The following is a 25,519-nucleotide window of genomic DNA, read 5'->3' as shown; positions in this document are numbered from 1 at the left end:
CGGCCAAGGATGTTTGTTATTATGCCGCCACATCCTGCTTCTGGCTGCCACTGTGAAACAATTCATCGATTTCATCCCGCTCCTGCTGTTTTTCATCGTCTACAAATTTGATCCCCGCGCCGTCGACATCGCCGGCCACTCCTTGACTGTAGGCGGTATCTACAGCGCCACCGCCGTGCTGATCATCAGCTCCCTGGTGGTCTACGGCGCGCTGTTCATTTCCCAGCGCAAACTGGAGAAAAGCCAGTGGCTGACCCTCATTGCCTGCCTGGTGTTCGGCAGCCTGACCCTGGCCTTCCACAGCGAAACCTTCCTCAAGTGGAAAGCCCCGGTGCTCAACTGGCTGTTCGCCCTGGCCTTCATTGGCAGCCATTTCATCGGCGACAGCCTGCTGATCAAGCGCATCATGGGCCACGCCCTGAGCCTGCCGGACGTGATCTGGACCCGGCTGAACATCGCCTGGATCGCCTTCTTCCTGTTCAGCGGGGCGGCCAACCTGTTCGTTGCGTTCACGTTCCAGGATTACTGGGTCGACTTCAAAGTCTTCGGCAGCCTGGGCATGACGCTGTTGTTCCTGATCGGCCAGGGCATCTACCTGTCCCGTCATCTACACGATGCCGACACCACTACGCCAAAAACCGAGGACTGACATGCTCTACGCAATCATTGCCACTGACGTCGCCGACTCCCTGGAAAAACGCCTGGCCGCTCGCCCCGAGCACCTGGAGCGCCTGCAACAGCTCAAGGCCGAAGGCCGCATCGTGCTGGCCGGCCCGCACCCGGCGGTAGACAGCAATGACCCGGGCGCCGCCGGTTTCAGCGGCAGCCTGATCGTGGCCGAGTTCGAGTCCCTGGCCGCCGCCCAGTCCTGGGCCGAGGCCGATCCGTTCGTCGCGGCGGGCGTCTATGCCAATGTCGTGGTCAAGCCGTTCAAGCAAGTCCTGCCGTAACCCCCTCCCGACGCAATGGGCCTGCGCGGCTCATTGCGCTCAATTGCTCATTGTTCTCGTTTGCCTGCCGACAACCTGTCTAATCTGTCTTATCTCGACTGGAATTCAGGAGTGGCAATGCGCAAAGGTCCGTTGTGCCTGTTATGGGTCTCGTTGGTGATCGGGGCCCCCGCCCATGGTGAAGAGAATACCGAGGCCGTTCACTCGGCCCCCTTGTCCCTGAGCGCCGGCAGCCAGATCGCCGAACTGCAGCAACGCTTGAAAGACAGCGAGCATCAGCGCGAAGAGCTGACCAAGCAACTGCAGAGCGCCGATAACGAGCGCGAGAGCGCGTTGCTGGGCCGGTTGCGCCAGGAGAACCAGCGCCTGAAGCTGCAACTCAAGGAAGCCCAGGCCAGCCCCCTGCCGCGCCTGTTGACCGATCAACAGCAATGGTTCGTCATTGGTGCCGGGGTAGCGCTATTGGCCCTGCTCTGCGGTATCTTTGCCAGCGGTGGACGTAGACAACGTCGGCAATGGCTAAATTGAGTGAGTCATGAGCGAGCTGTTACTGATTGATGATGACCAGGAGCTGTGTGAGCTGCTGGTGAGCTGGCTGGGCCAGGAAGGTTTTCAGGTCCGCGCCTGCCACGATGGCCAGAGTGCCCGCAAGGCGCTGGCCGAAACCGCCCCAGCGGCGGTGGTGCTGGATGTGATGCTGCCCGATGGCAGCGGCCTGGAACTGCTCAAGCAATTGCGCAACGATCACCCCGAACTGCCGGTGCTGATGCTCTCGGCCCGGGGCGAACCACTGGATCGCATCCTCGGCCTGGAGCTGGGCGCCGACGATTACCTGGCCAAGCCCTGCGACCCACGGGAACTGACCGCACGCCTGCGCGCCGTGTTGCGCCGCAGCCACCCGACGGCGGTGTCCAGCCAGATCGAACTGGGGGACCTGACCTTCAGCCCGGTACGCGGCGTGGTCAGCATTGACGAGCAGGAACAGACCCTGACCGTTTCCGAAAGCCGCCTGCTCGAAGCCTTGCTCAAGCAGCCCGGCGAGCCGCTGGACAAGCAGGAACTGGCGCAGATCGCCCTGGGCCGCAAGCTCACCCTGTATGACCGCAGCCTGGACATGCACGTGAGCAACCTGCGCAAGAAAATCGGCCCCCACCCCGACGGCCGCCCGCGCATCGTGGCGCTGCGTAGCCGGGGTTATTACTACAGCCTCTAGAACACAGCGCCCACCCGTGGCGAGGGAGCTTGCTCCCGCTGGGCTACGAAGTAGCCCCAGAACCTCACACTGCAGTCCATCAGGCCGAACACTGTCATTTGCATGGGAGGGCTTCGCCCTCCAGCGGGAGCAAGCTCCCTCGCCACAGGTGCACACCATCCGCCAGGGTTTTGTCAGCCTCCCGACAAAACCTCTTTACCCAAGCTTTACGCCCCCCTGACCGCCGCTGACCTTGATCTTTGTAATCTGCACACATCCGGAACTGACCGGGAATGAGACAAGGAGATACACCATGCGCAAGACCCTTATCGCTCTGATGTTCGCTGCCGCCCTGCCCACCGTCGCCATGGCCATGCCTGAAGGCCCTGGCCCGATGGACGGACCGCGTCATGGCGGTCAGATGCACGACAAAGGTCCGTACAGCCAACTGGACCTGAGCCGCGAACAGCGCCAGCAGATCCGCAGGATCATGGGTGAACAGCGCCACGAGCGCCGCGAATTGGTAGAGAAATACCTGGCCAAACTGTCGCCGGCTGACCAGAAAGCCATGAAAGACGAAATGGCCGCCCGACACGAGAAAGTCGACGCCCAGATCCGTGGCCTGCTCAAACCTGAGCAGCAGAAAGAGTTCGACGCGATCCAGAAAAAACAGGCCGAGCGTCGCGCCGAGTGGGCAGAGTTCAAGGCCTGGAAAGCGCAACAACCGCAAAAAGCGCAATAATGCTCGGCAATTAAGCGCGCGACGAAGAACACCGTGGCGAGGGAGCTTGCTCCCGCTGGGCCGCGAAGCGGCCCCGGGATTTTACGGTCGCTACGCAACCGAGCGGGAGCAAGCTCCCTCGCCACGGGATTGTTGTTCGACTTTACTTCGCGTGGCTGACTGGTATCAGCCCATTGGGCTTTCTTTGTTTTCGAGGATTTACTGTGCGTTCATTGTTCTGGCGCATCCTGGCCAGTTTCTGGCTGGCCATCGCCCTGGTCGCGGGGCTGTCGATTCTCATGGGGCACATGCTGAACCAGGATGCCTGGATTCTCAGTCGCCATCCGGGGCTCAACACCCTGGCCGAAGAATGGACCCAGACCTACGAAAGCCAGGGCGAAGACGCCGCCCAGGACATCCTGGAGCAGCGCAAGCGCCAGTATCACATCGACGTCCAGGTACTCAACGAAAGCGGCGACCCGGTGGTGCGTGGCACTTTCCCGCGGCGTGCCGCCGCGTTCGAAGCGCGGCAGAACAACGACGACCGGCGTTTACCATGGCGACGCCTGACCGACGAATTCACCAGCGCCAAGACCGGTGACACCTACCTGTTCATCTATCGCATCCCGCATCCGGAACTGGACGCCTGGCATCGTGAGAGCCTGCTCTGGCCCCTCAGTGCGCTGGGCATCGCGCTGGTGGTACTGACCTTGTTCAGCCTGTTGGTGACCTTGTCCATCACTCGCCCACTGAGTCGCCTGCGCGGCGCGGTGCATGACCTGGGCCAGGCCACCTACCAACAGAACAGCCTCGCCAAGCTGGCCAACCGTCGGGACGAATTCGGCGTGCTGGCCACCGACTTCAACCGCATGGGCGCACGCTTGCAAAGCCTGATCGCCAGTCAAAGACAACTGCTACGGGACGTGTCCCACGAACTGCGCTCGCCCCTGGCCCGGCTGCGCATCGCCCTGGCACTGGCCGAGCGGGCCAGCCCCCCAGAACGGGAAAAGCTCTGGCCGCGCCTGACCCGCGAATGTGATCGCCTGGAAGCCCTGATCAGCGAAATCCTGGTCCTGGCCCGGGTCGATGCCGACAACGCCAGCGCCGAAGAGGTGGACCTCAACGCGTTGCTGATCGCCCTGCAAAAAGATGCACAACTGGCGTCACCTGAACAAAGCGTGCAGTTGGAGGCGGAACCGAACCTGACCCTCAAGGGTTGGCCGACCATGATCGAACGCGCCGTGGATAACCTGCTGCGCAACGCCCAGCGTTTCAACCCCGACGGGCGACTGATCGAGATGCGCGCGGTCCGCCAGGGGGAAAAGATCGTAGTGAGCGTACGCGACCATGGGCCAGGGGTTGAGGCCGAACATCTGGGCCAGTTGGGCGAACCGTTCTACCGCGCCCCCGGCCAGACCGCCGCTGGCCATGGCCTGGGCCTGGCGATCGCGCGCCGCGCCGCTGAACGGCACGGGGGCACACTGGTGCTGGGCAATCATCCTGGCGGCGGGTTCATCGCCAGCCTGGAGCTGCCGTTGGTACCGGGGGCGGTCGTGCAGCCGTGACCCTGGCCATCCGCTGCGATCAAGCGAGCCCACGACTCGCCAGCATCCGCTCGCGCACCACGTCATAGAGCCAGTGGTAGGCATAGGTGTACGGCAGGAAAAACAACAGCACGCCGATATCCAGCAAAAACGCTTGGCACAGGCTGATTTGCAGCCACCACGCCACCAAGGGCACCGCAACAGCCACCAATCCACCTTCAAACAGCAATGCATGGAGGACCCGGACCCACGCATTGCGCACAATCGCCAAGCGCCTGAGCAAGCGATCGAAGACGCCGTTGAACACTACGTTCCACAACAGCGCCAGCACCGCGATGGCGACCGTCGCCACTCCCATGTCGACCATTGGCTTATCCATGATCCAGGCCAACAACGGTGTACAAATCAAGATCGCCAGCAGTTCAAAGCCAATGGCCTGCAGGACGCGCTCAAGCAAGGTTTTGTGGACGTTCATATCGCCGCTCCGACAAAGAAGACGTGACGATCTTCCTTTGCCGGAGCGATACTTCAAAACCATTAACCATCGATCAAGGCGATAGATGAATGGTTTCCCATGAAGTCTTGACGGCCTTTGTCCAAGCGGCGGTCCAGGGATCGTTCTCGGCGGCGGCACGCAAGCTAGGCAAGAGCCAGTCGACCATCAGCGCCGCTGTTGCCAGCCTGGAAATCGACCTGGACCTGGTGCTGTTCGACCGCAGCAGCCGCAAACCGACGCTCACCCCGGCAGGCCACGTAATGTTGCAACGGGCCGAAGACATCCTTGCCGCCAGCCACCGCCTGGAACTGGCCGCCAGCCAGTTGTCCGCAGGCGTCGAGGCGAAGCTCACCGTGGCGATCTCCGACACTTACCAATCCGACCGTTTCGAAGCGACCCTCAGTGCGTTCGAGCTGCGCTATCCAGACCTGGAGCTCGAATGCCTGATTGCCGAGTGCGACGATTTGATCGCGCTGGTGCAACAGGGCCGGGCGCATGTCGCGTTCGCCGAGACACCGTCCGGGTATCCGCCAGACCTGACCTGGGCAACGGTGGACGAGCGCACTGAAATTGCGTTGTTTGTCTCCAGGCTGCATCCGCTGGCTGAACTGGAAACGGTCGACGAGCAGGCGCTGCGACGCCATCGCCAGTTACGCTTGGCAACCATCATCAACCCGTACGAAACCCGTGCCCAAGGTCGCGTCTGGTCGGCGCCCAGTTATCTGATGCTGCTGGAAATGGCCCAGGGTGGCTTCGGCTGGGCGTCACTGCCGCGCTGGCTGGTGGCCCGCTTCGGCGCTGACAAATTGCAGGAGTTGAAAGTGCGAGGCTGGCCTAGGCTGGTGTCGGTGGATGCGGTCTGGTCGAAACGGCACCCACCGGGACCGGCTGGCAGTTGGTTCCTGGGCAAGATGCTCGAATGAACAGGGTATTTGCTGCCCAACCAAACGATAATTGCTCTTATTTAAAGCCTTGCGCCCTGTTAGACTTTGCGCCCTCGTTTCAGTCGCCTCCCAGGATCGCCGATGCCGTCGTTGCTTCTTCGCTTATGTGCGCTATTCATGGCCCTTGGCCTGAGTGCCTGCGATGACGCCCCGCGTTTTACCCAGGCCGAACCCGGTGAAGCCCGGTCCGGGGGCGCTGCCACCGTGCGCAAGAGCGATCAGAACGCTTTCTCCCTGCCCTCGGCCAACCTGCCGCCCTCGCGGCGCGTGGACTTCAGTGTCGGCAACAGTTTCTTTCGCAGCCCCTGGGTGATCGCCCCTTCGACCACCACGGCCCGCGATGGCCTCGGGCCGTTGTTCAATACCAACGCCTGCCAGAACTGCCACATCAAGGACGGTCGCGGTCATCCACCGGCGCCGGACGCGACCTCCGCAGTATCGATGCTGGTGCGCCTGTCGATCCCCGACGCGCCGCCTTATGCCAAGGTCATCGAACAACTGGGCGTGGTCCCGGAACCGGTCTATGGCGGGCAGTTGCAGGACATGTCGGTGCCCGGCGTCGAGCCCGAAGGCAAGGTGCGGGTCGATTACACGCCGGTGCCGGTACGCTTTACGGACGGCACCGTCGTAGAACTGCGTAAGCCGAGCCTGCAAATTACCCAACTGGCTTACGGCCCGATGCACCCGGATACACGCTTTTCCGCCCGCGTTGCACCGCCGATGATCGGCCTGGGATTGCTCGAAGCCATCCCCGAGGAAGCCATCCTGGCGAATGCCGAGGCCCAGGCGCGCGAAAAGAACGGCATCGCCGGCCGCCCCAACCAGGTCTGGGACGATGTCCAGCAAAAAACCGTGCTGGGGCGTTTCGGTTGGAAGGCCGGGCAGCCCAACCTCAATCAACAGAACGTCCATGCCTTCTCTGGTGACATGGGCTTGACCACGAGCCTGCGACCGTTCGACGACTGCACCGAGACCCAGGTCGATTGCAAGCGCGCACCCAGCGGCAATGGCCCGGATGGCGAACCGGAAGTCAGCGACAATATCCTGCGACTGGTGCTGTTCTACAGTCGCAACCTGGCGGTACCGGCCCGTCGCGACGTGAGCTCGCCCCAGGTGCTGGCTGGCAAGAACCTGTTTTTCCAGGCCGGCTGCCAGTCCTGCCACACCCCGAAATACACCACCTCCGCCAACGCTGCCGAACCGGAGCTGGCGAACCAGGTCATCCGCCCCTACACCGACCTGCTGTTGCACGACATGGGTGATGGCCTGGCCGACAACCGCAGCGAATTCAAGGCCGGTGGCCAGGATTGGCGCACCCCGCCGCTGTGGGGCATCGGCCTGACGCAAACCGTCAATGGCCACACCCAGTTCCTGCATGACGGTCGCGCCCGCAACCTGCTCGAAGCCGTGCTCTGGCATGGCGGCGAAGCACAAGCGGCGCAGCGCCAGGTTTTAGCGTTCAATGCCGAGCAGCGCGCTGCGTTGCTGGCCTTTCTGAATTCCCTTTAAACGTCTTTTTCGAAACACGGGAGCCCGACATGTTCCGTCCCAAGTTGTTGTTCACCAGCCTCGCCGCCCTCGCCCTCGGCGCCTGCTCGCCGCAGGATCCGCAGGCTGTCACCTCGGCAGCCATCGCCAAGCAGGTGATCCTGCCGACCTACAGCCGCTGGGTCGAAGCCGACCGGCAACTGGCGACCAGCGCCCTGGCGTTCTGCCAAGGCAAGGAAAACCTGGAGACCGCCCGCGCCGACTTCCTCAAGGCGCAAAAAGCCTGGGCCGAGTTGCAGCCGCTGTTGATCGGTCCGCTGGCCGAGGGCAACCGCGCCTGGCAGGTCCAGTTCTGGCCGGACAAGAAGAACCTCGTAGGCCGCCAGGTCGAGCAGTTGGTCAACAGCGAGCCGCAGATCGACGCCGCCGGCCTGGCCAAGTCCAGCGTCGTGGTCCAGGGCCTGTCGGCTTATGAGTACCTGCTGTTCGACGCGAAAATCGACATGGCCGACAGTGCACAGAAAGCCAGGTACTGCCCGCTGCTGGTGGCCATCGGCGAGCGCCAGAAACAACTGGCCGAAGAGATCCTGTCACGCTGGAACACCAACGACGGCATGCTCGCGCAGATGAGCAAGTTTCCGAACCAGCGCTACGCCGATTCCCACGAAGCCATCGCCGATCTGCTGCGGGCCCAGGTCACCGCCCTCGACACCCTGAAGAAAAAACTCGGCACCCCGATGGGACGCCAGACCAAGGGCGTACCCCAGCCATTCCAGGCCGACGCCTGGCGCAGCCAGTCGTCGCTGCAAGGCCTGGAAGCCAGTTTGAGCGCCGCCAGGACCATCTGGGCCGGTGTCGACAACAAAGGCCTGCGCGGCCTGCTGCCAAGCGAGCAAAAGCCGCTGGCCGACAAGATCGATGCGGCCTACGATGCCTCGCTGAAACTGTTCGCCAGCACCCAGCGCCCGCTGACCGATATGCTCAACGATGACGCCGGACGCCAGCAACTCAACGATTTGTACGACAGCCTCAACGTCGTCCACCGCCTGCACGAAGGCGAACTGGCCAAGGCGCTGGGCATTCAACTGGGCTTCAACGCCAACGACGGTGACTGATCATGTTTCGACGTCAGGCCCTGGCACTGGGCAGCTTGCTGCTCGGCGCCGTTACCCTGGGCGGCTGGACGCTGTTCAAGCAAAAGGACAAGCGTCCGCTACTGCTTTCGGCGCGGGACGATAGCGACGGCAAGCACTACGCCGTGGGTTATCGGCTCGATGGCAGCCGGGTGTTCGCCACCCGGGTCGGCCAGCGCTGCCACGACATCATCAATCACCCGACACAGCCGATTGCACTGTTTGTCGCACGACGCCCGGGTACCGAAAGCTACCTGATCGACTTGCGCGACGGCACGCTGCTGCAAACCATCGCCTCGTTGCCGAACCGACACTTCTACGGCCACGCGGTGATCCACAAAAGCGGCGAATGGCTGTATGCCACCGAGAACGACACCACCGATCCGGGACGCGGCCTGCTGGGCGTTTATCGATTCGAGGGTGAGCGGTTGGTGCACAGCGGCGAGCTCCCTACCCATGGCATCGGTCCGCACCAGGTGTCGTGGATGCCCGATGGCGAGACCCTGGTGGTGGCCAACGGCGGCATTCGCACCGAAGCCGAGAGCCGCGTCGAAATGAACCTCAATGCCATGGAGCCGAGCCTGGTGCTGATGCAGCGCGACGGCACCCTGCTGAGCAAGGAAACCCTCGCCCAGTCGATGAACAGCGTACGGCACATGGGCATCGCCAGCGACGGCACCATCGTCACAGGCCAGCAGTTCATGGGCGATGCCCACGAATCTTCGCAACTGGTGGCGATCAAACGTCCGGGCCAGCCATTCCAGGCGTTCCCGGTGCCCGAGCAACAATTGCAGGCAATGGGGCACTACACCGCCAGCGTCGCCGTGCACAGCGACCTGCGCCTGATAGCCCTGACCGCACCGCGCGGCAACCGCTTTTTCATCTGGGACATGGACACCGGTGAGGCACGCCTGGATGCGCCCCTGCCGGACTGTGCCGGTGTCGGTGCGGTGGCCGATGGCTTCGTCGTAACGTCGGGCCAGGGACGCTGCCGTTATTACGATTGCCGCCAGTCACAATGGGTTGCAAAACCGCTGGATCTGCCCGCGGGGCTCTGGGATAACCATTTGCATCTGGTGTGACGGACGGGCATCGCGCACAAAAAAATAGCATTACACATTAACAACAAACATCATTTGGAATCGCCGGCGCACTCGGAGTAAGGTGCCCGCCTGACTGTCTTTCATCTCGGCTTTTTTCCAAGGAAGTGGAACATGCTGCGACGCCGCATGCTGATCATGTTGGGTGTTGTCCTGCTGGTGGTGCTGTTGCTGGCAGGCTACAAGGCCTTCACCGTGTACCAGCAGATCCAGATGTTTTCCGTACCAAAACCACCGGTCAGCGTCGCCGTGGCCAAGGCCACCGAGCAACCCTGGGAGGCGCGCCTGCCCACCGTGGGCAGTCTCAAGGCGTTGCAGGGCGTGGACCTGAGCCTGGAAATTGCCGGGACCGTGCAGAAGGTGTTGTTCCAATCCGGGCAGAAGGTCAAGGCCGGCCAGCCGCTCCTGCAACTGGACAGTGACGTCGAAAGCGCCTTGCTCGAGACCGCCGAGGCCGACCTTGGCCTGTCGCAACTGGACTTCAATCGTGGCCGGCAACTGGTGGGCAGCCAGGCGATCTCCAAGGGCGAGTTCGACCGACTCTCGGCGCAGTTGAAAAAGAACCAGGCCACGGTCAACCAGCTCAAGGCGTCCCTGGCCAAGAAACATATCGTCGCGCCCTTCAATGGCACCATCGGCATCCGCCAGGTGGACGTCGGCGACTATCTGGCCAGTGGCAGCGTGATCGCCACCCTGCAGGACCTCAGCAGCCTTTACGTGGATTTCTACGTGCCCGAGCAAACGGTGCCCAGGCTCGCCGTTGCCCAGCCGGTCAACGTCAGTGTGTCGGCCTACCCGGGGCAGACCTTCGTCGGCTCGATCAGCGCGATCAACCCCAAGGTCGAGGACAGCACCCGTAACGTGCTGGTGCGTGCCACCCTGGCCAACCCCGACGGCAAGTTGTTGCCCGGGATGTTCGCCGACCTGCAGGTGATCCTGCCGGACGTAGCCGCCGGAATCGTCGTGCCGGAAAGTGCCGTGACCTACACCCTGTACGGCAATTCGATGTACGTGGTCACGCAGAAAAAAGCCGCCGACGGCAGTATCGAGAAGGACGAAAAGGGCCAGCCGCTGCTGATCGCCGAACGGCGTTTTGTCCAGACCGGTGAACGCCGCGGCGGTCAGGTCCTGGTGTCCAAGGGCGTGCAGAGCGGAGAACAGGTGGTGATCGCCGGCCAGATCAAGCTCGACAACGGCACGCCCATCGCCATCAGTGACGACAAGACCCTGACCGAACAGAACAGCCCGCCGCGCGCGGACTGATCAAGGAACCCCCATGGCTTTTACCGATCCGTTCATCCGCCGTCCGGTGCTGGCCACCGTGGTCAGCCTGTTGATCGTGCTGCTGGGCTTCCAGGCCTGGAGCAAGTTGCCGCTGCGCCAATACCCGCAGATGGAAAACGCCCTGATCACGGTCACCACTGCCTACCCCGGGGCGAACGCCGAAACCATCCAGGGCTACATCACCCAACCGATGCAGCAGAGCCTGGCCAGCGCCGAAGGCATCGACTACATGACCTCGGTCAGTCGGCAGAATTTCTCGGTGATCTCGGTCTATGCCCGTATCGGCTCCAACAGCGACCGGCTCTTCACCGAATTGCTGGCCAAGGCCAACGAAGTCAAGAACCAACTGCCCCAGGACGCCGAAGACCCGGTGCTCAGCCGCGAGGCCGCCGACGCCTCGGCGCTGATGTACATCAGCTTTTTCAGCAAGGAACTGAACAACCCCCAGATTACCGACTATCTCTCACGGGTGGTCCAACCGAAACTGGCGACCTTGCCGGGCATGGCTGAAGCGGAGATCCTCGGCAACCAGGTGTTCGCCATGCGCCTGTGGCTGGACCCGGTCAGGCTTGCCGGTTTCGGCCTGACCGCCGCCGACGTGACCAATGCCGTGCGCCAGCACAACTTCCTCTCTGCCGCCGGTGAGGTGAAGGGCGAGTACGTGGTCACCAGCATCAACGCCAACACCGAACTCAAGTCCGCCGAGGCCTTCGCCGCGATCCCGCTCAAGACCGCCGGCGACAGCCGCGTGCTGCTGCGGGATGTGGCCCGGGTGGAAATGGGTGCCGAGAACTACGACACCATCAGTTCCTTCGGTGGCACGCCCTCGGTGTACATCGGGATCAAGGCCACCCCGGGGGCGAACCCGCTGGACGTGATCAAGGAAGTGCGCAAGATCATGCCGGAGCTGGAGGCCCAACTGCCCACCAACCTCAAGGCCGAGATTGCCTACGACGCCACGCTGTTCATCCAGGCGTCCATCGACGAGGTGGTGAAAACCCTGTTCGAAGCCGTGCTGATCGTGATCGTCGTGGTGTTCCTGTTTCTTGGCGCCCTGCGTTCGGTGGTCATCCCGGTGGTGACCATCCCGCTGTCGATGATCGGCGTGATGTTCTTCATGCAGTTGATGGGTTACTCGATGAACCTGCTGACGCTGCTGGCCATGGTGCTTGCCATTGGTCTGGTGGTGGATGACGCCATCGTAGTGGTGGAAAACATCCACCGGCACATCGAGGAAGGCAAGAGCCCGTTCGAGGCCGCGATAGAAGGCGCCCGGGAAATCGCCATGCCGGTGGTCTCGATGACCATCACGCTGGCCGCGGTGTACGCACCGATCGGCCTGCTCGAGGGCCTGACCGGGGCTCTGTTCAAGGAGTTCGCCCTGACCCTGGCCGGGGCGGTGGTGATTTCCGGGATCGTCGCCCTGACCCTGTCGCCCATGATGTGCGCCATGCTGCTGCGTCACGACGAGAACCCTTCGGGCCTGGCCCATCGGCTGGACGTGGTCTTCGAACGCTTGAAAAGCCGCTACCAGCGCCTGTTGCACGGCACGCTCAATGCCCGGCCGGTGGTGCTGGTGTTTGCCGTGATCGTACTGTTGCTGATCCCGGTGCTGATCATGTTCACCAAATCCGAGCTGGCACCCGACGAGGACCAGGGCATCATCTTCATGATGGCCAACGCCCCGAAGACCACCAACCTGGACTACCTGAACGCCTACACCGATCACTTCATCACGATTTTCAAGGAGTTCCCCGAGTACTATTCCTCGTTCCAGATCAACGGCTACAACGGTGTGCAGTCCGGCATCGGCGGCTTCCTGCTCAAGCCGTGGAACGAGCGCAGTCGCAGCCAGATGGAGGTCCTGCCGGACGTCCAGGCCAAGCTCGAGCAAATCCCTGGCTTGCAGATTTTCGGGTTCAACCTGCCTTCATTGCCAGGCACCGGCGAAGGCCTGCCATTTGCCTTCGTCATCAACTCGCCGAAAGACTACGCCACGCTGCTGCAGATCGCCGAGCGGGTGAAAAAACGCGCCCTGGAATCCGGCAAGTTCGCCTTCATGGACATCGACCTGGCGTTCGACAAGCCTGAGGTGGTGGTCGACATCGATCGCGCCAAAGCTGCCCAGATGGGGGTTTCGATGCAGGACCTGGGCGGCACCCTGGCCACGCTGCTGGGTGAGGCGGAGATCAACCGCTTCACCCTTGAAGGGCGCAGCTACAAGGTGATTGCCCAGGTCGAACGGCCATTTCGGGACAACCCGGACTGGCTGAACAACTACTACGTGAAAAACACCCAGGGCGAACTGCTACCGCTGTCGACTTTGATCAAGGTCAGCGACCGGGCACGACCACGGCAACTGAACCAGTTCCAGCAGCTCAATGCGGTGACGATTTCAGGCTTTCCCATCGTGAGCATGGGCGAAGCCATCGAGACAGTTCGTCAGATCGCCCGGGAGGAAGCGCCGGTAGGGTTCGCCTTCGACTACGCCGGCGCTTCGCGACAATTCGTGCAAGAAGGCAGTGCGCTCTGGGTCACCTTCGGGCTGGCCCTGGCGATCATCTTCCTGGTGCTGGCCGCCCAGTTCGAGAGTTTCCGGGATCCGCTGGTGATTCTGGTGACGGTGCCGCTGTCGATTTGCGGTGCATTGATCCCGCTGTTCCTCGGCTGGTCGAGCATGAACATCTATACCCAGGTGGGCCTGGTGACGCTGATTGGCCTGATCAGCAAGCACGGGATCCTGATCGTCGAGTTCGCCAACCAGTTGCGCAAGGAACAGGGCCTGACGCCAAGGGAAGCCGTGGAACAAGCCGCGTCGATCCGCCTGCGGCCGGTGCTGATGACCACCGCAGCGATGGTGTTTGGCATGGTGCCGCTCATTCTGGCCACCGGTGCCGGCGCGGTCAGCCGCTTCGACATCGGCACAGTGATTGCCACCGGCATGTCAATCGGGACCTTGTTCACCCTGTTCGTATTGCCTTGCGTGTACACCTTGCTGGCGAAGCCGGACAGGGCGTGATGGGGCGAAGGTAGGTTTTTGTGGCGAGGGAGCTTGCTCCCGCTCGGCTGCGAAGCAGTCGCCGTCAGTATTGCCAAACGCTGAATTCATGGGACCGCTTCGCGGTCCAGCGGGAGCAAGCTCCCTCGCCACAGGGTCAGTGGGTGGTTGAATACTTGTGGGCGAGTGATGGAAGGCGCAAAAACAAAGGCCTCGCACATGCGAGGCCTTTATCCGGGCTTGATCAAACTCAACTCTGCGGCCTCATTCCTTGGGAAAGGCTGAACATGAACAACAGTAAGTCATTGTCCGGACGTATCGCCTCGCTGGCCTTTGCCACGCGTGGCAAAGGACAGTTTGCATCGTTACTGCTGACGCTGAGTATCTGCGACCGTGGCTGTTCCCAGACAGCCACCGCCATAGACGTAACTGCCAGGGCTCCCACTAAAAACAAACCTCTAGCAATTTCTAGTTTCATCGCTATAAACCTTTGATAGCGCTGCCAAACGCCGTCTCATAAAAATAGACGAGTTTTTTCCAGTCAGCGTCGCTGAACGACGAATGGCGCCGCAGCTGCTTCATGTCATGGGACGCCGCGCTATAAGCCGTCAAGCGCTGCCGACATTTCTCGAAATCCAGCAAGGCTATTTCGCCCTTGGCCGCCTCTCCTTCACCGGTCACGCGTATGAATACATGCTTGATGTAGATGCAGCCGTGCTGCCATCGTCCCTTGTGCATACGGGCCAGGGTTTCGGCCAACGTCTGAAGGATCTGCTCATGCACCGCTTCGCCGTGGCGCTCACGGCCACCTCCGGCATACCAGTGCTGAATCTCTTCAAAGCCTTCCAGCGCCCGGGTCACCAACAGCGCGCGCCACTTATGGACCGGGTCCCGTTGGGCGCCGCAGAAAACCAGCTGGGGCACACGCACGTTGAGTCGGGTCAATGCCAACAATGCATCCTGCTCGCGCAGCACGGTCGGCCGACCGAACGGATGCAACCAACTGCGATAGATATGTCCGGTCTGACGCTTGGCATAAAGCAGCTCACCGTCCTTGCCCTTGATCCGCTGCACACCGCTTTCACCGCCGCGACGCACATTGGGTTCTTCCACCCATTCCCCCTGCTGACTCCAGAAATACTCGAAGTCACCAGGAGGAGCTATCGATGAATCTGCTGCCTGCGCAACCATGCTGTTACCTCTTGCGTAATACATAAACTCGCCACATGGCATAGAGCGGTAGAAAATCCAGTTGTTCCTGAATGCGGAACCCGGCCTGCCGAAACTCCTCCTCTACCGTAGCGGCCGGTAACACAAATCTGTTCTGGTAGTCTTTTTTCCCACGGGTACGTTCCTGACGCTTGCGCTTCCAGGCCTTGAAATTGCCATCGACCCACAGCGAAATAATCACGCTGTCGCGGCTGACACGCTCGAATTCCTTGAGGATCGTCAGTCGATGCGCGGGTTCACCGATGTGGTGCAGCAAGCGCATGCAAAAAATGCTGTCGACAGCCTTATCCGGCAATGCAATCTGGAACGCAGACGTGTGCAAGGGTTGTACCCGTTTAACCACATCCGCCGGTTGAGACTCCATGGCGGTCTTGAGCATGGCCTCGGAATTGTCCGCACCGATGATGACTCGGTTTGGCTTCTCGGCCAGCAAGGACCAGAAACGTCCGGCTCCGCACGGCAAGTCCAGGACCAGGCCAGGATCGCCAACAAGCGCCAACGCCCGCCTGGCCAATTGCTGATCGCGCAGATTGGAAAGACGACGACTCAAGCCGCTGCGATGCTTGTGAAAGTATTTCTGGGCATGCTGCTCGTTGTACTTCTCGGAAAAATCGAGCTTGATAGGTTTGGACATCAGGGGGGCTCCATTACTGATCAGCCCAACCTTATGAACCCCCATGTCATGGCTTTGTGAAAAAATCGTCACACAACCTGTGGAATCATTTCAAGATTTTTCCAAGCCGAGCGCTTATCCTTGAGGGTCAAGTTCCACTTCAAAGCGGCAACCGTTGGGCTCCATGGTGCTGAGGCTCACGACCCAACCCTGGTTCTCGCAGATCCGCTGCACCAGTGACAAGCCCAACCCCAACCCCTCGCCGCGCTTTTCGTTGCCCCGTACGAACGGCTCGAACATCGCCTCGCGTTTTTCCTCGGGGATGCCCACGCCACTGTCCTCGACCACAAATCCGGTGGCATTGAGCGAAAGGCGGATGAACCCCTGGTCGGTGTAGTGCAAGGCGTTACGCAGCAGGTTGCCCATCACTGCGGTCAGGAATGTCGCGTTATACAGGGTGTCGGCGGGTTGACCCGGTTCGACGATCAGCGTCAGGCCCTTGGATTCGATCGGTCCATGCCACACCCCGAGGAGATTTTCTGCCACTTGAGCCAGCGTCGACCGAGGCGCCATGCCGTTGTCATCGCGCTGGGCCCTGGCGAGCATCAGGAAGGTCTGCACCAGCTCTCGCATTTCCTCACTGGCCCGGTTGATACGCTCGACCTGGGTACGACCGCGCTGATCCAGCGCCGGGTTTTCCAGCAACAGCTCGCAGGAAGTGGCAAGGACCATCAGCGGCGTGCGCAATTCATGGCTCACGTCGCTGGTGAATAACCGTTCGCGAGTCAGGGCCTGGCGCAAGCGTCCCAAGGTTGCGTCAAACGCCACGGCCAGTTCTCCCACCTCATCGGCGGCATAGTCCGGCGCCAGCGGCGGGGCAAGCCCCAGGAGCTGGTCGCGGTGGCGCACCTGGCGGGCCAGGCGCACGACCGGTGCCATGACCCGGCGAGCCAGGACCCACCCCAGGAACACTGCCAGGGCCAGGCTCAGTACAAAGCCCACCAGCACCACGGCGAACAGCACCCGTTCGCGCTCTTCAAAGTCACTCTGGTCTTGCAGCAGCACATAATGCCGGCCGTCTACGATCTCGACCATGGCGTGATACGACAGTTGCTCGCGAAACACCTCGTGGAACCCAGGCTCCAGATGACGCAGGTCCTTGGGCAGTTCGAAGTCGCCCGGACCGCCGCTGAAGTAAAACAACTGGTCGGGTTCTGGCCGATGGTTCCAGTCCGAGACGTTGTCCATCAACAACAGGCGCTGCAAATCGCCCCCGAGCCCGGCAGAAATCAGTTTTTCTTCCACCAGGTGAACCGTTGCCACGATGCCCATGGCGAAGGCCCCGGCGACCAACGCACTCATCAGCGCAAAGGCGATGATGATCCGTTGGGCAAGGCTCTGCTTAAACTCCATCGCGCCCCTCGGCCAAGCGATAGCCAACGCCATGCACGGTGTGCAGCAGCGGCTTGTCGAACGGTTTATCGATCACCTGGCGCAGTTGATGAACGTGGCTGCGCAAACTGTCGCTGTCCGGGCAATCATCGCCCCACAGCGCTTCTTCGAGGATTTCCCGACGCAACACGTGAGGGCTTTTCTGCATCAGCACCGCCAGCAACTTCAGGCCGACCGGGTTGAGCTTGAGCAGTTTGCCTTGACGGGTCACTTCCAAGGTATCGAGGTCGTAGCTCAGGTCACCGACCTGCAGGGCACGTCGCCCGCCGCCCTGGGCCCGGCGCATGACGGCTTCGATCCGCGCTGCCAGCTCCGACAGGGCGAACGGCTTGATCAGGTAATCATCGGCGCCGGACTTGAAGCCCTGCAGACGGTCATCCAACTGGTCGCGGGCGGTGAGCATGATCACCGGCGTGTCGCGCCGGGCGTCTTCGCGCAGGCGCTTGCACAGGGTGTAGCCGTCGATACCCGGCAGCATGATGTCGAGCACGATCAGGTCGTAGTGTTCGGTCGCGGCCAGGTGCAACCCCGACAAACCGTCCTGGGCACAATCGACGGTGTAGCCCTTGAGCCCCAGGTAATCGGCCAGGTTAGCCAGGATGTCGCGGTTGTCTTCGACCAATAGAATTCGCATGGGCATCTCCTGCGTACACGGTTAACGGCCGTCTTGGCCCGCGCAGCTTACGGCCATTACCGACTCAGGGCTAGGGCGCAAGCGGCGCGAAGCTCAACAGCGTCAACAAGACAATCGTTGATGAGTTTTTCACCAGAGGTTCACAACCTGACTACAGTGAAGGAGCAACACTTTCGCGCTATCGGATTGATAAATAAGGAATGTACTAAATGGACTTTATAAAAACGGCGCCCATGCGCCTGCTGTTTTTGATCACCAGTGCCTGGCTGGTGGTGTTTTTCCTGACCCGCACTGCCCTGCTGCTGCCCCATCTGACTGAGGTCGGTGGCGGCACGTTCACCATTTTTGGCACCGGCTTGCTGTATGACCTGGGTTTCCTTGCCTACGCGATCTTGCCGATAGGCCTGTATCTGCTGCTGTGTCCCCCGGCCCTGTGGCGCCGCCGCAGCCATCGTTGGTTTCTTCAGGGCTTGCTGACGGTCACCGTGTTCATGATGTTGTTTACCTCGGTGGCCGAATGGTTGTTCTGGGATGAGTTCGGCGTACGTTTCAACTTCATCGCTGTCGACTATCTGGTGTATTCCGATGAAGTGCTGAACAACGTGCTGGAGTCGTATCCGATCGGTACGTTGTTGACGATCCTAGCCGTGCTGGCCGTAGTGCTGAGCCTGGCGTTGCGCAAGCCGTTCAATGCCGCACTGGCCGCTCCATTGCCAACGCTTCGTGGTCGGTTGTTCAACGTGCTGGCTCTGCTCGCTGTCGCCGGCCTGAGCCTGCAACTGCTCAGCCAGGATGCGCCACGCGCCCAAGGTGGCAATGCCTACCAGAACGAACTGGCGAGCAACGGTCCGTATCAGTTTTTCGCGGCATTTCGTAACAATGAGCTTGATTACGAGCAGTTCTACACCAGCCTGCCGTCGGCCGCCGTCGCCCAGCAGATCCGGGCGGAGTTGAACGAGCCCAATACGCGATTTATCGGACAAGACCCACAAGATATTCGCCGCATGGTCGACAACCCGGGCACCGTCCGTAAACCCAATATCGTGCTGGTCACCATCGAAAGCCTCAGCGCCAAGTACCTGGGCAGCAACGGTGACAAACGCAATCTCACACCGAACCTGGACGCCTTGCGCAAGCAAAGCCTGTATTTCAATAATTTCTATGCCACTGGCACCCGCACCGACCGTGGCCTGGAAGCCATAACCCTGGCCATTCCACCCACACCGGGACGCTCGATCGTCAAGCGCATCGGCCGGGAGAGCGGTTTTGCCAGCCTGGGCCAGCAACTGACCTTCGTCGGCTATGACAGTGTATTTGTCTATGGCGGACGCGGCTATTTCGACAACATGAACGCGTTTTTCAGCGGTAACGGTTATCGCGTCGTCGATCAGAGCAGCGTCGATGAGTCAGAGATCCATTTCAAGAACGCCTGGGGCATGGCCGATGAGGACCTGTACAAACAGACGTTGAAACTGGCCGATGCCAACCACGCCAGGCAGCAGCCGTTTCTGTTGCAACTGATGACCACCTCCAACCACCGTCCCTACACCTTTCCGGACAACCGGATCGACATCAAGTCGGGTAATGGCCGTGATGGGGCGGTAAAGTACACCGATTACGCCATCGGTCAGTTCCTGGAACAGGCGCGGCAAAAACCATGGTTCGATAACACGATTTTCGTCTTCGTGGCCGATCACACCGCCGGTAGCGCCGGGAAGGAAGACCTGCCCATCAGCAACTATCAGATCCCCTTGTTCATTTACGCACCCAAGCTGATCGAACCACGAGAAAACGATCAACTCGCCAGCCAGATCGACCTTGCGCCGACCCTGCTCGGGTTATTGAACCTGGATTACCAGTCGACGTTCTTCGGTCGTAACCTGTTGCAGGACAATCCGCTACCGCCTCGTGTCGTCGTCGGCAATTACCAGCATCTGGGGCTGTTCGACGGTACCGACCTGGCCATTCTCAGCCCACGCCAAGGCATGCGACGGCATGATGACGCGTTGATCGAGAGCCTTGAGTCTCGCACCACCGGCGATGACCCCTTGATCAAACGGGCTATCACGTATTACCAAACCGCCAGTTATGGCTTCAAGCAACAGCTGCTTGGCTGGAAAGCACCCAAGGAGGGTGGCGAGCAAGTCAGCGAACGTTAACCGAACTGCCCCAGGCTGATGTCCCGGGGCGTTTACCTTGTGCAGGACCTGTCATGTCATCAAGCGTCTCACGCTCCGCCCCCCGCCCTCTGAACTTCTGGCTGTGCCTGGGTGTTCCGATCGTTGCGGCGATCATTCTGATCTTGCTGGAATGGACCGATCTGGACATGGCATTGGCTCGCCTGTTCTATGAGCCGTCCGCCGGTGACTTCATCGGGCGCCACAGTTACTTCCTGGAAAACATTCTTCATGACCGGGCAAAACAGGTGGTCATCGCCTTTTCGGTGTTTGCGATCATCGGGTTCATCAGTGCGTTTTTCTTCGACCGGCTCAAACCATTCAAGCGAGAACTGGGTTGCCTGGTGCTGTCCCTCGCGCTGGCGACTTCGTTTGTCACACCGGTGAAGGCGGTGACCGCTGTTCAATGCCCCTGGAGCCTGAAAGAGTTTGGCGGCAAGGAAACCTACAGCGAGCTGCTGAGCCCGCGTCCGGCCACTGACAAACCCGGGCGCTGCTGGCCCGGTGGTCATGCGGCCACCGGGTTCACCTTGTTTGCGCTGTTCTTTGTATTGCGTGACCGCCGTCCGCGCCTGGCCCGCCAGGCCTTCATATTCGCCTTTACCCTGGGAACGGTGTTCTCCCTGGGACGGATGATGCAGGGGGCGCACTTCTTCTCCCACAATGTCTGGACCGCAGTGTTCTGCTGGCTGATTTGCCTGGGGTGTTACTACTTCATCCTGTACCGACCCGCCGCCATGGCGGATCGCGTAGCCCTGCCCGACCCTGCCCGGGCCTGAGGACCTCAAACGTGGGAGAGCCTGCGATAAAGATGCTGGGGCTGATGGCCCTTCGCGAGCAGGCTCGCTCCCACAGTTGATCTTCAGTGATCACCGGATTTGCGCCCACCACAGTCCCCTGTGGGAGCGAGCCTGCTCGCGATGGCGGTGGGTCAGTCAATGAAGAGGCTGGATGTGATGGCCTCTTCGCGGGCAAGCCCAGCTCCCACAAGGGGCGAAGCCAATAAAAAACCCCGCCTGCTTTCGCAGGCGGGGTTTTTCGTTACAGGGGTAAGGCTGGCTTACATCATGCCGCCCATGCCGCCCATGCCACCCATGTCTGGCATACCGCCGCCAGCTGCACCTTCTTTCTTCGGTGCGTCAGCCACAGCGGCTTCGGTGGTCAGGATCAGACCGCCGATGGAGGCTGCTGCCTGCAAGGCCGAACGGGTGACCTTGGTTGGGTCCAGGATGCCCATTTCGATCATGTCGCCGTACTCGCCGGTCGCAGCGTTGTAGCCGAAGCTGCCTTGGCCGTTCTTGACCTTGTCGACCACTACGCTTGGCTCGTCGCCGGAGTTGGCAACGATCTGGCGCAGCGGGGCTTCAACAGCGCGACGCAGGACAGCGATACCGACGTTCTGGTCGGCGTTGTCGCCTTGGAGTTCGGTCAACGCTTCCAGTGCACGGATCAGCGCAACACCACCGCCAGGCACCACGCCTTCTTCAACGGCTGCACGGGTTGCGTGCAGGGCGTCTTCAACGCGGGCTTTCTTCTCTTTCATTTCAACTTCGGAACCGGCGCCAACCTTGATCACTGCAACGCCGCCGGACAGCTTGGCCAGACGCTCTTGCAGTTTTTCACGGTCGTAGTCCGAGGAAGTCTCGGCAACCTGGGCACGGATCTGGCTGATACGGGCTTCGATATCGCCTTGAACGCCAGCACCGTCGACGATGATGGTGTTTTCCTTGGACAGGGTGACGCGCTTGGCGTTACCCAGGTGCTCCAGGGTGGTGCTTTCCAGGCTCAGGCCGATCTCTTCGGAGATCACGGTACCGCCGGTCAGGACGGCGATGTCCTGCAGCATGGCCTTGCGACGGTCGCCGAAGCCTGGCGCCTTGACGGCTGCGACTTTGACGATGCCACGCATGTTGTTCACAACCAGGGTCGCCAGGGCTTCGCCTTCAACGTCTTCGGCCACGATCAGCAGTGGACGGCCGGCTTTGGCAACAGCTTCCAGCACTGGCAGCATTTCGCGGATGTTGGAGATTTTCTTGTCAACCAGCAGGATCAGCGGGCCATCCAGCTCGGCAACCATGGTGTCCGGCTTGTTGACGAAGTACGGGGACAGGTAGCCACGGTCGAACTGCATGCCTTCTACGACCGACAGTTCGTTTTCCAGGCCCGAGCCTTCTTCAACGGTGATCACGCCTTCTTTACCGACTTTTTCCATGGCTTCGGCAATGATGTCGCCGATGGAGTTGTCGGAGTTGGCGGAGATGGTGCCGACCTGGGCGATGGCTTTGAAGTCAGCGCAAGGCTTGGACAGGCCCTTCAGCTCTTTGACGATCGCGATGGTCGCTTTGTCGATACCACGCTTGAGGTCCATCGGGTTCATGCCGGCAGCGACGGCTTTCAGGCCTTCGTTGACGATCGACTGAGCCAGGACGGTGGCAGTGGTGGTACCGTCGCCGGCGTCATCGTTGGCACGGGAGGCAACGTCTTTGACCAGCTGCGCGCCCATGTTTTCGAAACGGTCTTCCAGCTCGATTTCCTTGGCTACGGAAACGCCGTCCTTGGTGATGGTCGGAGCGCCGAAGCTCTTCTCGATGATCACGTTACGGCCTTTCGGGCCCAGGGTCGCTTTTACTGCGTCAGCCAGGACGTTGACACCGGTGAGCATTTTCTTGCGGGCGGAATCGCCGAATTTAACTTCTTTAGCAGCCATGATCGATATTCCTTAAATACTGTGTAGTAGCGGGAAATTGAGCGGGGAATCAGCCTTCGATAACAGCGAGGATTTCGTTCTCGCTCATTACCAACAGGTCTTCGCCGTCGACTTTCACGGTGTTGCTGCCGGAGTACGGACCGAACACAACCTTGTCGCCCACTTTCACGGACAGAGCACGTACTTCACCGTTGTCCAGCACACGGCCGGTACCGACTGCGAGGATTTCGCCGCTGTTGGCTTTCTCGGCAGCCGAACCTGGCAGGACGATACCGCCAGCGGTTTTCTTCTCTTCTTCGCTGCGACGGATAACGACGCGGTCATGCAGAGGACGAAGCTTCATTGTCGATCTCTCCTAATTTTGGTTTTCATCGGCCGGTGTAGTCCCGGCGGGTTTAACAAAGCCGGCAAAGCCGGGTGCGGTTCGTCAGTCGAACCGCGGAAGTCTGTCCGGCGTAGCCACCGGAAACCTTGCGGTGACCGATACATAAGGGCGCGCAAGCCGATTACAAGGGCCGGGCATAAAATTTTTTACTTCACGCAGCCTGAAACGAACACGGCACCCGAAGGTGCCGTGGGGATGGATCATTTGGAATCACGGTGCTCGAACTCACCTTCGATGACATTGGGCTCGCGGCCCACTGGCTCACGCGGGGCCGGACCGCCACGGGGCTGGAGGTCGTCGGCGAAAGCACGCTGGCGCATCGCCTGTTCTTCGGCGCGCTGACGCATTTTGTTGGCCAGCAGCCGTCGGGTGAACGGCATCAGCAGGACCAGGCCCAGCACATCGCTGATAAAGCCTGGCAGGATCAACAGGCCGCCACCCAGGGCCAGCATCAGGCCTTCGAGCATGGTCTGGGCAGGCAGCTCGCCACGGCTCAGGCTTTCACGGGCGCGCAATGCCGTGGCGAGGCCAGCGATACGCAGCACGAATACACCGAGCATCGAGCCGAGAATGACCAGCAGCAGCGCCGGGAAAAACCCGATCGCACCGCTGACCTTGACGAATACGAACAGCTCCAACACCGGGAACAGCAGAAAGAGCAACAAAAAAGGGCGCATCAAATGGTTCCTCAACGCAAGAATGCCTTGCTATGAAACCTTAAATGACGTCGCCCTTTCGTGAATTCAAGCATCGGCCTCTGCATTTTTCGGCCAATGCTCGGCGTGAGCCAGGTAAACCAAGGCTTCGCGCACTTGTGTCGGCGTGTTGCAGGGGGCTTGGAACGCCAGCCAATGCAAGCCCTGGCCGATCCGCAGGTGCATGCCTTCGCTGTCGATGCCGACCAGCTGCGCCGGCTCCGATGTGGGCAGGTTGGCCAGCGTCACGTAATGGGCAATGGCCTTGGCGTGGTCGGCATTCATGTGTTCGATCATGCTCGCCTCGGCCTTGCCGGCAAACGGATTGGGCAGAGTGATCTGGTCGAGCCAGTGAATGGCGCCGAAGCCGCCGATGTAGCGGTGGCGGACCGGTTCAAGCACCCAGAAATCGAAGTCGTGGGCCTTGTGATAGTTCTGCGACTCGGGGAAATAGCGATAGTAGCGCTCAGCGGCGGCGTCGATGCTGGCGCTGTCTTCAAGCTTTCTAGCCTCAGCCAGATAAGTCAGGCGCCCAACGGCCTGCACGTCCTCGGCGCCCCGCTCGCCCACCAGCATCGAGCACTTGGGGTCTTTTTGCAGATTGTGGGTGTGCTGGGCAATGCGGCTGATCAGGATCAACGGCCGGCCCTGCGGGTCCAGGCAATACGGCACCACGGAGCCGAACGGAAAGCCGGGCATGGATTTGGAATGGGTGGAGAGCATTCCACGGTATTCCTTGAGCAGCAATTCTCGTGCATGCTTGGCAGCGTCAACGCTCAATTTATGACTCCTTTGATGAAAGCCGTATTAAAAACGCTCGAACAGCCGGACTACGTTCCAACTGTTCGCGGGACCTTTCTAGTATGCAGCCGGGCTGCGCTGTAGCAGATCGAGAGCCCTTCACAAAGGACATCCTTCACCGCACCGCCACCGGGACAAGCACATGCAACTCACCGACAAAGTAATCATTATCACCGGCGGTTGCCAGGGTCTGGGCCGCTCCATGGCCGAGTACCTGGCGGGCAAAGGCGCAAAACTCGCCCTGGTCGACCTCAACCAGGAAAAACTCGACCAGGCGGTCGCGGCCTGCACGGCCAAGGGCGTCGAAGCACGCGCCTATCTGTGCAACGTTGCCAATGAAGAACAGGTCAACGACATGGTTGCCCGGGTGGCCGAGGACTTCGGCGCGATCCACGGCTTGATCAACAACGCCGGGATCCTGCGTGACGGCTTGCTGCTCAAGGTCAAGGACGGCGAGATGAGCAAAATGAGCCTGGCCCAATGGCAGGCGGTGATCGACGTCAACCTCACCGGCGTATTCCTGTGCACCCGTGAGGTGGCGGCAAAAATGGTCGAGCTGAAGAACAGCGGCGCGATCATCAATATTTCGTCGATCTCCCGCGCCGGCAATGTCGGCCAGACCAATTACTCGGCCGCCAAGGCCGGCGTGGCCGCTGCCACCGTGACCTGGGCCAAGGAGCTGGCGCGCTATGGCATCCGTGTCGCCGGCATCGCACCGGGCTTCATCGAGACCGAGATGACCCTGGGGATGAAACCCGAAGCGCTGGAGAAAATGACCTCGGGGATACCGCTCAAGCGCATGGGCAAGCCCGAGGAGATTGCCCATTCGGCGGCGTATATCTTCGAGAACGACTATTACACCGGTCGGATTCTGGAGATGGATGGCGGGTTGCGGATCTAAGAGCCCTGCACACATAACCCTGTGGGAGCGGGCTTGCTCGCGAATGCGGTGAGTCATTTAACAGATAGGTTGAC

General features: G+C 60.9%; 25 protein-coding genes. 15 read left to right on the top strand and 10 right to left on the bottom strand.

The annotated features are described in order from the left end of the window. The first annotated feature begins 52 nt into the window (after nucleotides 1-52). The 6 genes from RGM2987_RS09170 (at nucleotide 53) to RGM2987_RS09145 (ending at nucleotide 4,428) form a co-directional block, all read left to right on the top strand. A complete protein-coding gene (locus RGM2987_RS09170; RefSeq protein WP_245140001.1) occupies nucleotides 53-649 on the top strand; it encodes a septation protein A in 597 nt (198 codons plus the stop codon). Nucleotide 650: 1 nt separating this feature from the next. Beyond that, nucleotides 651-950, top strand: coding sequence for a YciI family protein (locus RGM2987_RS09165; RefSeq protein ID WP_245139999.1), 300 nt, complete (start codon nucleotides 651-653; stop codon nucleotides 948-950). Between the two features lie 117 nt (nucleotides 951-1,067). Further along, nucleotides 1,068-1,478, top strand: a complete 411-nt coding sequence (locus tag RGM2987_RS09160; protein ID WP_245139996.1) for a translation initiation factor 2 — start codon at nucleotides 1,068-1,070, stop codon at nucleotides 1,476-1,478. A gap of 7 nt (nucleotides 1,479-1,485) precedes the next feature. Beyond that, nucleotides 1,486-2,163: a response regulator transcription factor gene (locus tag RGM2987_RS09155; protein WP_053124474.1), complete on the top strand. Its 678-nt coding sequence runs from the start codon at nucleotides 1,486-1,488 to the stop codon at nucleotides 2,161-2,163. A gap of 292 nt (nucleotides 2,164-2,455) precedes the next feature. After that, nucleotides 2,456-2,884, top strand: coding sequence for a Spy/CpxP family protein refolding chaperone (locus RGM2987_RS09150; RefSeq protein WP_245139994.1), 429 nt, complete (start codon nucleotides 2,456-2,458; stop codon nucleotides 2,882-2,884). A gap of 203 nt (nucleotides 2,885-3,087) precedes the next feature. Next, nucleotides 3,088-4,428 (top strand): HAMP domain-containing sensor histidine kinase, encoded by a 1,341-nt coding sequence (locus tag RGM2987_RS09145; RefSeq protein WP_245139991.1) that lies wholly within the window; start codon nucleotides 3,088-3,090, stop codon nucleotides 4,426-4,428. Nucleotides 4,429-4,447: 19 nt separating this feature from the next. Here the strand turns inward: RGM2987_RS09145 and RGM2987_RS09140 are convergent, their stop codons facing one another. After that, nucleotides 4,448-4,882, bottom strand: coding sequence for a multidrug/biocide efflux PACE transporter (locus tag RGM2987_RS09140; protein ID WP_245139989.1), 435 nt, complete (start codon nucleotides 4,880-4,882; stop codon nucleotides 4,448-4,450). 89 nt (nucleotides 4,883-4,971) lie between these two features. Between RGM2987_RS09140 and RGM2987_RS09135 the strand changes: the two genes are divergently transcribed. The 6 genes from RGM2987_RS09135 (at nucleotide 4,972) to RGM2987_RS09110 (ending at nucleotide 13,871) form a co-directional block, all read left to right on the top strand. Further along, nucleotides 4,972-5,826 (top strand): LysR family transcriptional regulator, encoded by an 855-nt coding sequence (locus RGM2987_RS09135; RefSeq protein WP_245139986.1) that lies wholly within the window; start codon nucleotides 4,972-4,974, stop codon nucleotides 5,824-5,826. A 102-nt stretch (nucleotides 5,827-5,928) separates the two neighbouring features. Continuing rightward, complete coding sequence (locus tag RGM2987_RS09130) at nucleotides 5,929-7,356, top strand: di-heme oxidoredictase family protein (protein WP_245139984.1); 1,428 nt, start codon at nucleotides 5,929-5,931, stop codon at nucleotides 7,354-7,356. Between the two features lie 29 nt (nucleotides 7,357-7,385). Then, nucleotides 7,386-8,450: an imelysin family protein gene (locus RGM2987_RS09125; protein ID WP_245139981.1), complete on the top strand. Its 1,065-nt coding sequence runs from the start codon at nucleotides 7,386-7,388 to the stop codon at nucleotides 8,448-8,450. Nucleotides 8,451-8,452: 2 nt separating this feature from the next. Beyond that, entirely contained in the window at nucleotides 8,453-9,550 is a 1,098-nt protein-coding gene (locus tag RGM2987_RS09120) for a DUF1513 domain-containing protein (protein ID WP_245139979.1), read from the top strand. Between the two features lie 132 nt (nucleotides 9,551-9,682). Continuing rightward, on the top strand, nucleotides 9,683-10,831 hold the full coding sequence (locus RGM2987_RS09115; protein ID WP_245139977.1) for an efflux RND transporter periplasmic adaptor subunit: 1,149 nt from the start codon (nucleotides 9,683-9,685) through the stop codon (nucleotides 10,829-10,831). Nucleotides 10,832-10,844: 13 nt separating this feature from the next. After that, nucleotides 10,845-13,871 carry a multidrug efflux RND transporter permease subunit gene (locus RGM2987_RS09110; RefSeq protein WP_245139974.1) on the top strand — a complete coding sequence of 1,009 codons (3,027 nt, stop codon included), beginning with the start codon at nucleotides 10,845-10,847 and terminating at the stop codon, nucleotides 13,869-13,871. 229 nt (nucleotides 13,872-14,100) lie between these two features. Here the strand turns inward: RGM2987_RS09110 and RGM2987_RS09105 are convergent, their stop codons facing one another. The 5 genes from RGM2987_RS09105 to colR form a co-directional block, all read right to left on the bottom strand. Continuing rightward, nucleotides 14,101-14,328 carry a hypothetical protein gene (locus RGM2987_RS09105; protein ID WP_245139972.1) on the bottom strand — a complete coding sequence of 76 codons (228 nt, stop codon included), beginning with the start codon at nucleotides 14,326-14,328 and terminating at the stop codon, nucleotides 14,101-14,103. 2 nt (nucleotides 14,329-14,330) lie between these two features. After that, nucleotides 14,331-15,041, bottom strand: a complete 711-nt coding sequence (locus RGM2987_RS09100) for a lipopolysaccharide kinase InaA family protein (protein WP_245139969.1) — start codon at nucleotides 15,039-15,041, stop codon at nucleotides 14,331-14,333. 4 nt (nucleotides 15,042-15,045) lie between these two features. After that, nucleotides 15,046-15,714, bottom strand: a complete 669-nt coding sequence (locus RGM2987_RS09095) for a class I SAM-dependent methyltransferase (RefSeq protein WP_245139966.1) — start codon at nucleotides 15,712-15,714, stop codon at nucleotides 15,046-15,048. A gap of 114 nt (nucleotides 15,715-15,828) precedes the next feature. Beyond that, nucleotides 15,829-17,106, bottom strand: coding sequence for a HAMP domain-containing sensor histidine kinase (locus tag RGM2987_RS09090; RefSeq protein WP_245139964.1), 1,278 nt, complete (start codon nucleotides 17,104-17,106; stop codon nucleotides 15,829-15,831). Beyond that, nucleotides 17,096-17,779 carry a two-component system response regulator ColR gene (colR, locus tag RGM2987_RS09085; protein WP_245139961.1) on the bottom strand — a complete coding sequence of 228 codons (684 nt, stop codon included), beginning with the start codon at nucleotides 17,777-17,779 and terminating at the stop codon, nucleotides 17,096-17,098. Before colR ends, RGM2987_RS09090 begins: the two co-directional genes overlap by 11 nt. A 209-nt stretch (nucleotides 17,780-17,988) precedes the next feature. On the opposite strand from colR, the gene RGM2987_RS09080 reads away from it, so the two are divergent. Together RGM2987_RS09080 and RGM2987_RS09075 are read left to right on the top strand one after the other, a co-directional pair. Then, nucleotides 17,989-19,938 (top strand): LTA synthase family protein, encoded by a 1,950-nt coding sequence (locus tag RGM2987_RS09080; RefSeq protein ID WP_245139958.1) that lies wholly within the window; start codon nucleotides 17,989-17,991, stop codon nucleotides 19,936-19,938. Nucleotides 19,939-19,991: 53 nt separating this feature from the next. Beyond that, a complete protein-coding gene (locus tag RGM2987_RS09075; protein WP_245139956.1) occupies nucleotides 19,992-20,735 on the top strand; it encodes a phosphatase PAP2 family protein in 744 nt (247 codons plus the stop codon). 281 nt (nucleotides 20,736-21,016) lie between these two features. Here RGM2987_RS09075 and groL read toward each other — a convergent pair whose 3' ends face one another. The 4 genes from groL to RGM2987_RS09055 form a co-directional block, all read right to left on the bottom strand. Beyond that, nucleotides 21,017-22,663, bottom strand: coding sequence for a chaperonin GroEL (gene groL, locus RGM2987_RS09070; protein WP_245139953.1), 1,647 nt, complete (start codon nucleotides 22,661-22,663; stop codon nucleotides 21,017-21,019). Nucleotides 22,664-22,712: 49 nt separating this feature from the next. Then, a complete protein-coding gene (locus RGM2987_RS09065) occupies nucleotides 22,713-23,006 on the bottom strand; it encodes a co-chaperone GroES (protein WP_075945518.1) in 294 nt (97 codons plus the stop codon). Between the two features lie 242 nt (nucleotides 23,007-23,248). Further along, complete coding sequence (locus RGM2987_RS09060; RefSeq protein WP_245139950.1) at nucleotides 23,249-23,725, bottom strand: FxsA family protein; 477 nt, start codon at nucleotides 23,723-23,725, stop codon at nucleotides 23,249-23,251. A 66-nt stretch (nucleotides 23,726-23,791) separates the two neighbouring features. Beyond that, complete coding sequence (locus RGM2987_RS09055) at nucleotides 23,792-24,523, bottom strand: HugZ family protein (RefSeq protein ID WP_245139948.1); 732 nt, start codon at nucleotides 24,521-24,523, stop codon at nucleotides 23,792-23,794. Between the two features lie 163 nt (nucleotides 24,524-24,686). Here RGM2987_RS09055 and RGM2987_RS09050 point away from each other — a divergent pair, with 163 nt between their 5' ends. After that, entirely contained in the window at nucleotides 24,687-25,445 is a 759-nt protein-coding gene (locus tag RGM2987_RS09050; RefSeq protein WP_245139945.1) for an SDR family oxidoreductase, read from the top strand. Nucleotides 25,446-25,519 lie beyond the last annotated feature (74 nt).

It is taken from the genome of Pseudomonas sp. RGM2987, assembly GCF_022952855.1.
Classification (GTDB): Bacteria; Pseudomonadota; Gammaproteobacteria; order Pseudomonadales; family Pseudomonadaceae; genus Aquipseudomonas.
Note: the sequence above shows the minus strand (reverse complement) of the source record. Positions and strands in the feature narration are given on the sequence as shown.

Coding starts and splice junctions, on each gene's coding strand:
- RGM2987_RS09155 (WP_053124474.1), top strand. CDS start 1,486: ATGAGCGAGCTGTTACTGATTGATGATGACCAGGAGCTGTGTGAGCTG.
- RGM2987_RS09075 (WP_245139956.1), top strand. CDS start 19,992: ATGTCATCAAGCGTCTCACGCTCCGCCCCCCGCCCTCTGAACTTCTGG.
- RGM2987_RS09120 (WP_245139979.1), top strand. CDS start 8,453: ATGTTTCGACGTCAGGCCCTGGCACTGGGCAGCTTGCTGCTCGGCGCC.
- RGM2987_RS09100 (WP_245139969.1), bottom strand. CDS start 15,041: ATGGTTGCGCAGGCAGCAGATTCATCGATAGCTCCTCCTGGTGACTTC.
- RGM2987_RS09165 (WP_245139999.1), top strand. CDS start 651: ATGCTCTACGCAATCATTGCCACTGACGTCGCCGACTCCCTGGAAAAA.
- RGM2987_RS09065 (WP_075945518.1), bottom strand. CDS start 23,006: ATGAAGCTTCGTCCTCTGCATGACCGCGTCGTTATCCGTCGCAGCGAA.
- RGM2987_RS09140 (WP_245139989.1), bottom strand. CDS start 4,882: ATGAACGTCCACAAAACCTTGCTTGAGCGCGTCCTGCAGGCCATTGGC.
- RGM2987_RS09130 (WP_245139984.1), top strand. CDS start 5,929: ATGCCGTCGTTGCTTCTTCGCTTATGTGCGCTATTCATGGCCCTTGGC.
- RGM2987_RS09160 (WP_245139996.1), top strand. CDS start 1,068: ATGCGCAAAGGTCCGTTGTGCCTGTTATGGGTCTCGTTGGTGATCGGG.
- RGM2987_RS09115 (WP_245139977.1), top strand. CDS start 9,683: ATGCTGCGACGCCGCATGCTGATCATGTTGGGTGTTGTCCTGCTGGTG.
- colR (WP_245139961.1), bottom strand. CDS start 17,779: ATGCGAATTCTATTGGTCGAAGACAACCGCGACATCCTGGCTAACCTG.
- RGM2987_RS09095 (WP_245139966.1), bottom strand. CDS start 15,714: ATGTCCAAACCTATCAAGCTCGATTTTTCCGAGAAGTACAACGAGCAG.
- RGM2987_RS09090 (WP_245139964.1), bottom strand. CDS start 17,106: ATGGAGTTTAAGCAGAGCCTTGCCCAACGGATCATCATCGCCTTTGCG.
- RGM2987_RS09050 (WP_245139945.1), top strand. CDS start 24,687: ATGCAACTCACCGACAAAGTAATCATTATCACCGGCGGTTGCCAGGGT.
- RGM2987_RS09080 (WP_245139958.1), top strand. CDS start 17,989: ATGGACTTTATAAAAACGGCGCCCATGCGCCTGCTGTTTTTGATCACC.
- RGM2987_RS09150 (WP_245139994.1), top strand. CDS start 2,456: ATGCGCAAGACCCTTATCGCTCTGATGTTCGCTGCCGCCCTGCCCACC.
- groL (WP_245139953.1), bottom strand. CDS start 22,663: ATGGCTGCTAAAGAAGTTAAATTCGGCGATTCCGCCCGCAAGAAAATG.
- RGM2987_RS09110 (WP_245139974.1), top strand. CDS start 10,845: ATGGCTTTTACCGATCCGTTCATCCGCCGTCCGGTGCTGGCCACCGTG.
- RGM2987_RS09125 (WP_245139981.1), top strand. CDS start 7,386: ATGTTCCGTCCCAAGTTGTTGTTCACCAGCCTCGCCGCCCTCGCCCTC.
- RGM2987_RS09135 (WP_245139986.1), top strand. CDS start 4,972: ATGGTTTCCCATGAAGTCTTGACGGCCTTTGTCCAAGCGGCGGTCCAG.
- RGM2987_RS09060 (WP_245139950.1), bottom strand. CDS start 23,725: ATGCGCCCTTTTTTGTTGCTCTTTCTGCTGTTCCCGGTGTTGGAGCTG.
- RGM2987_RS09105 (WP_245139972.1), bottom strand. CDS start 14,328: ATGAAACTAGAAATTGCTAGAGGTTTGTTTTTAGTGGGAGCCCTGGCA.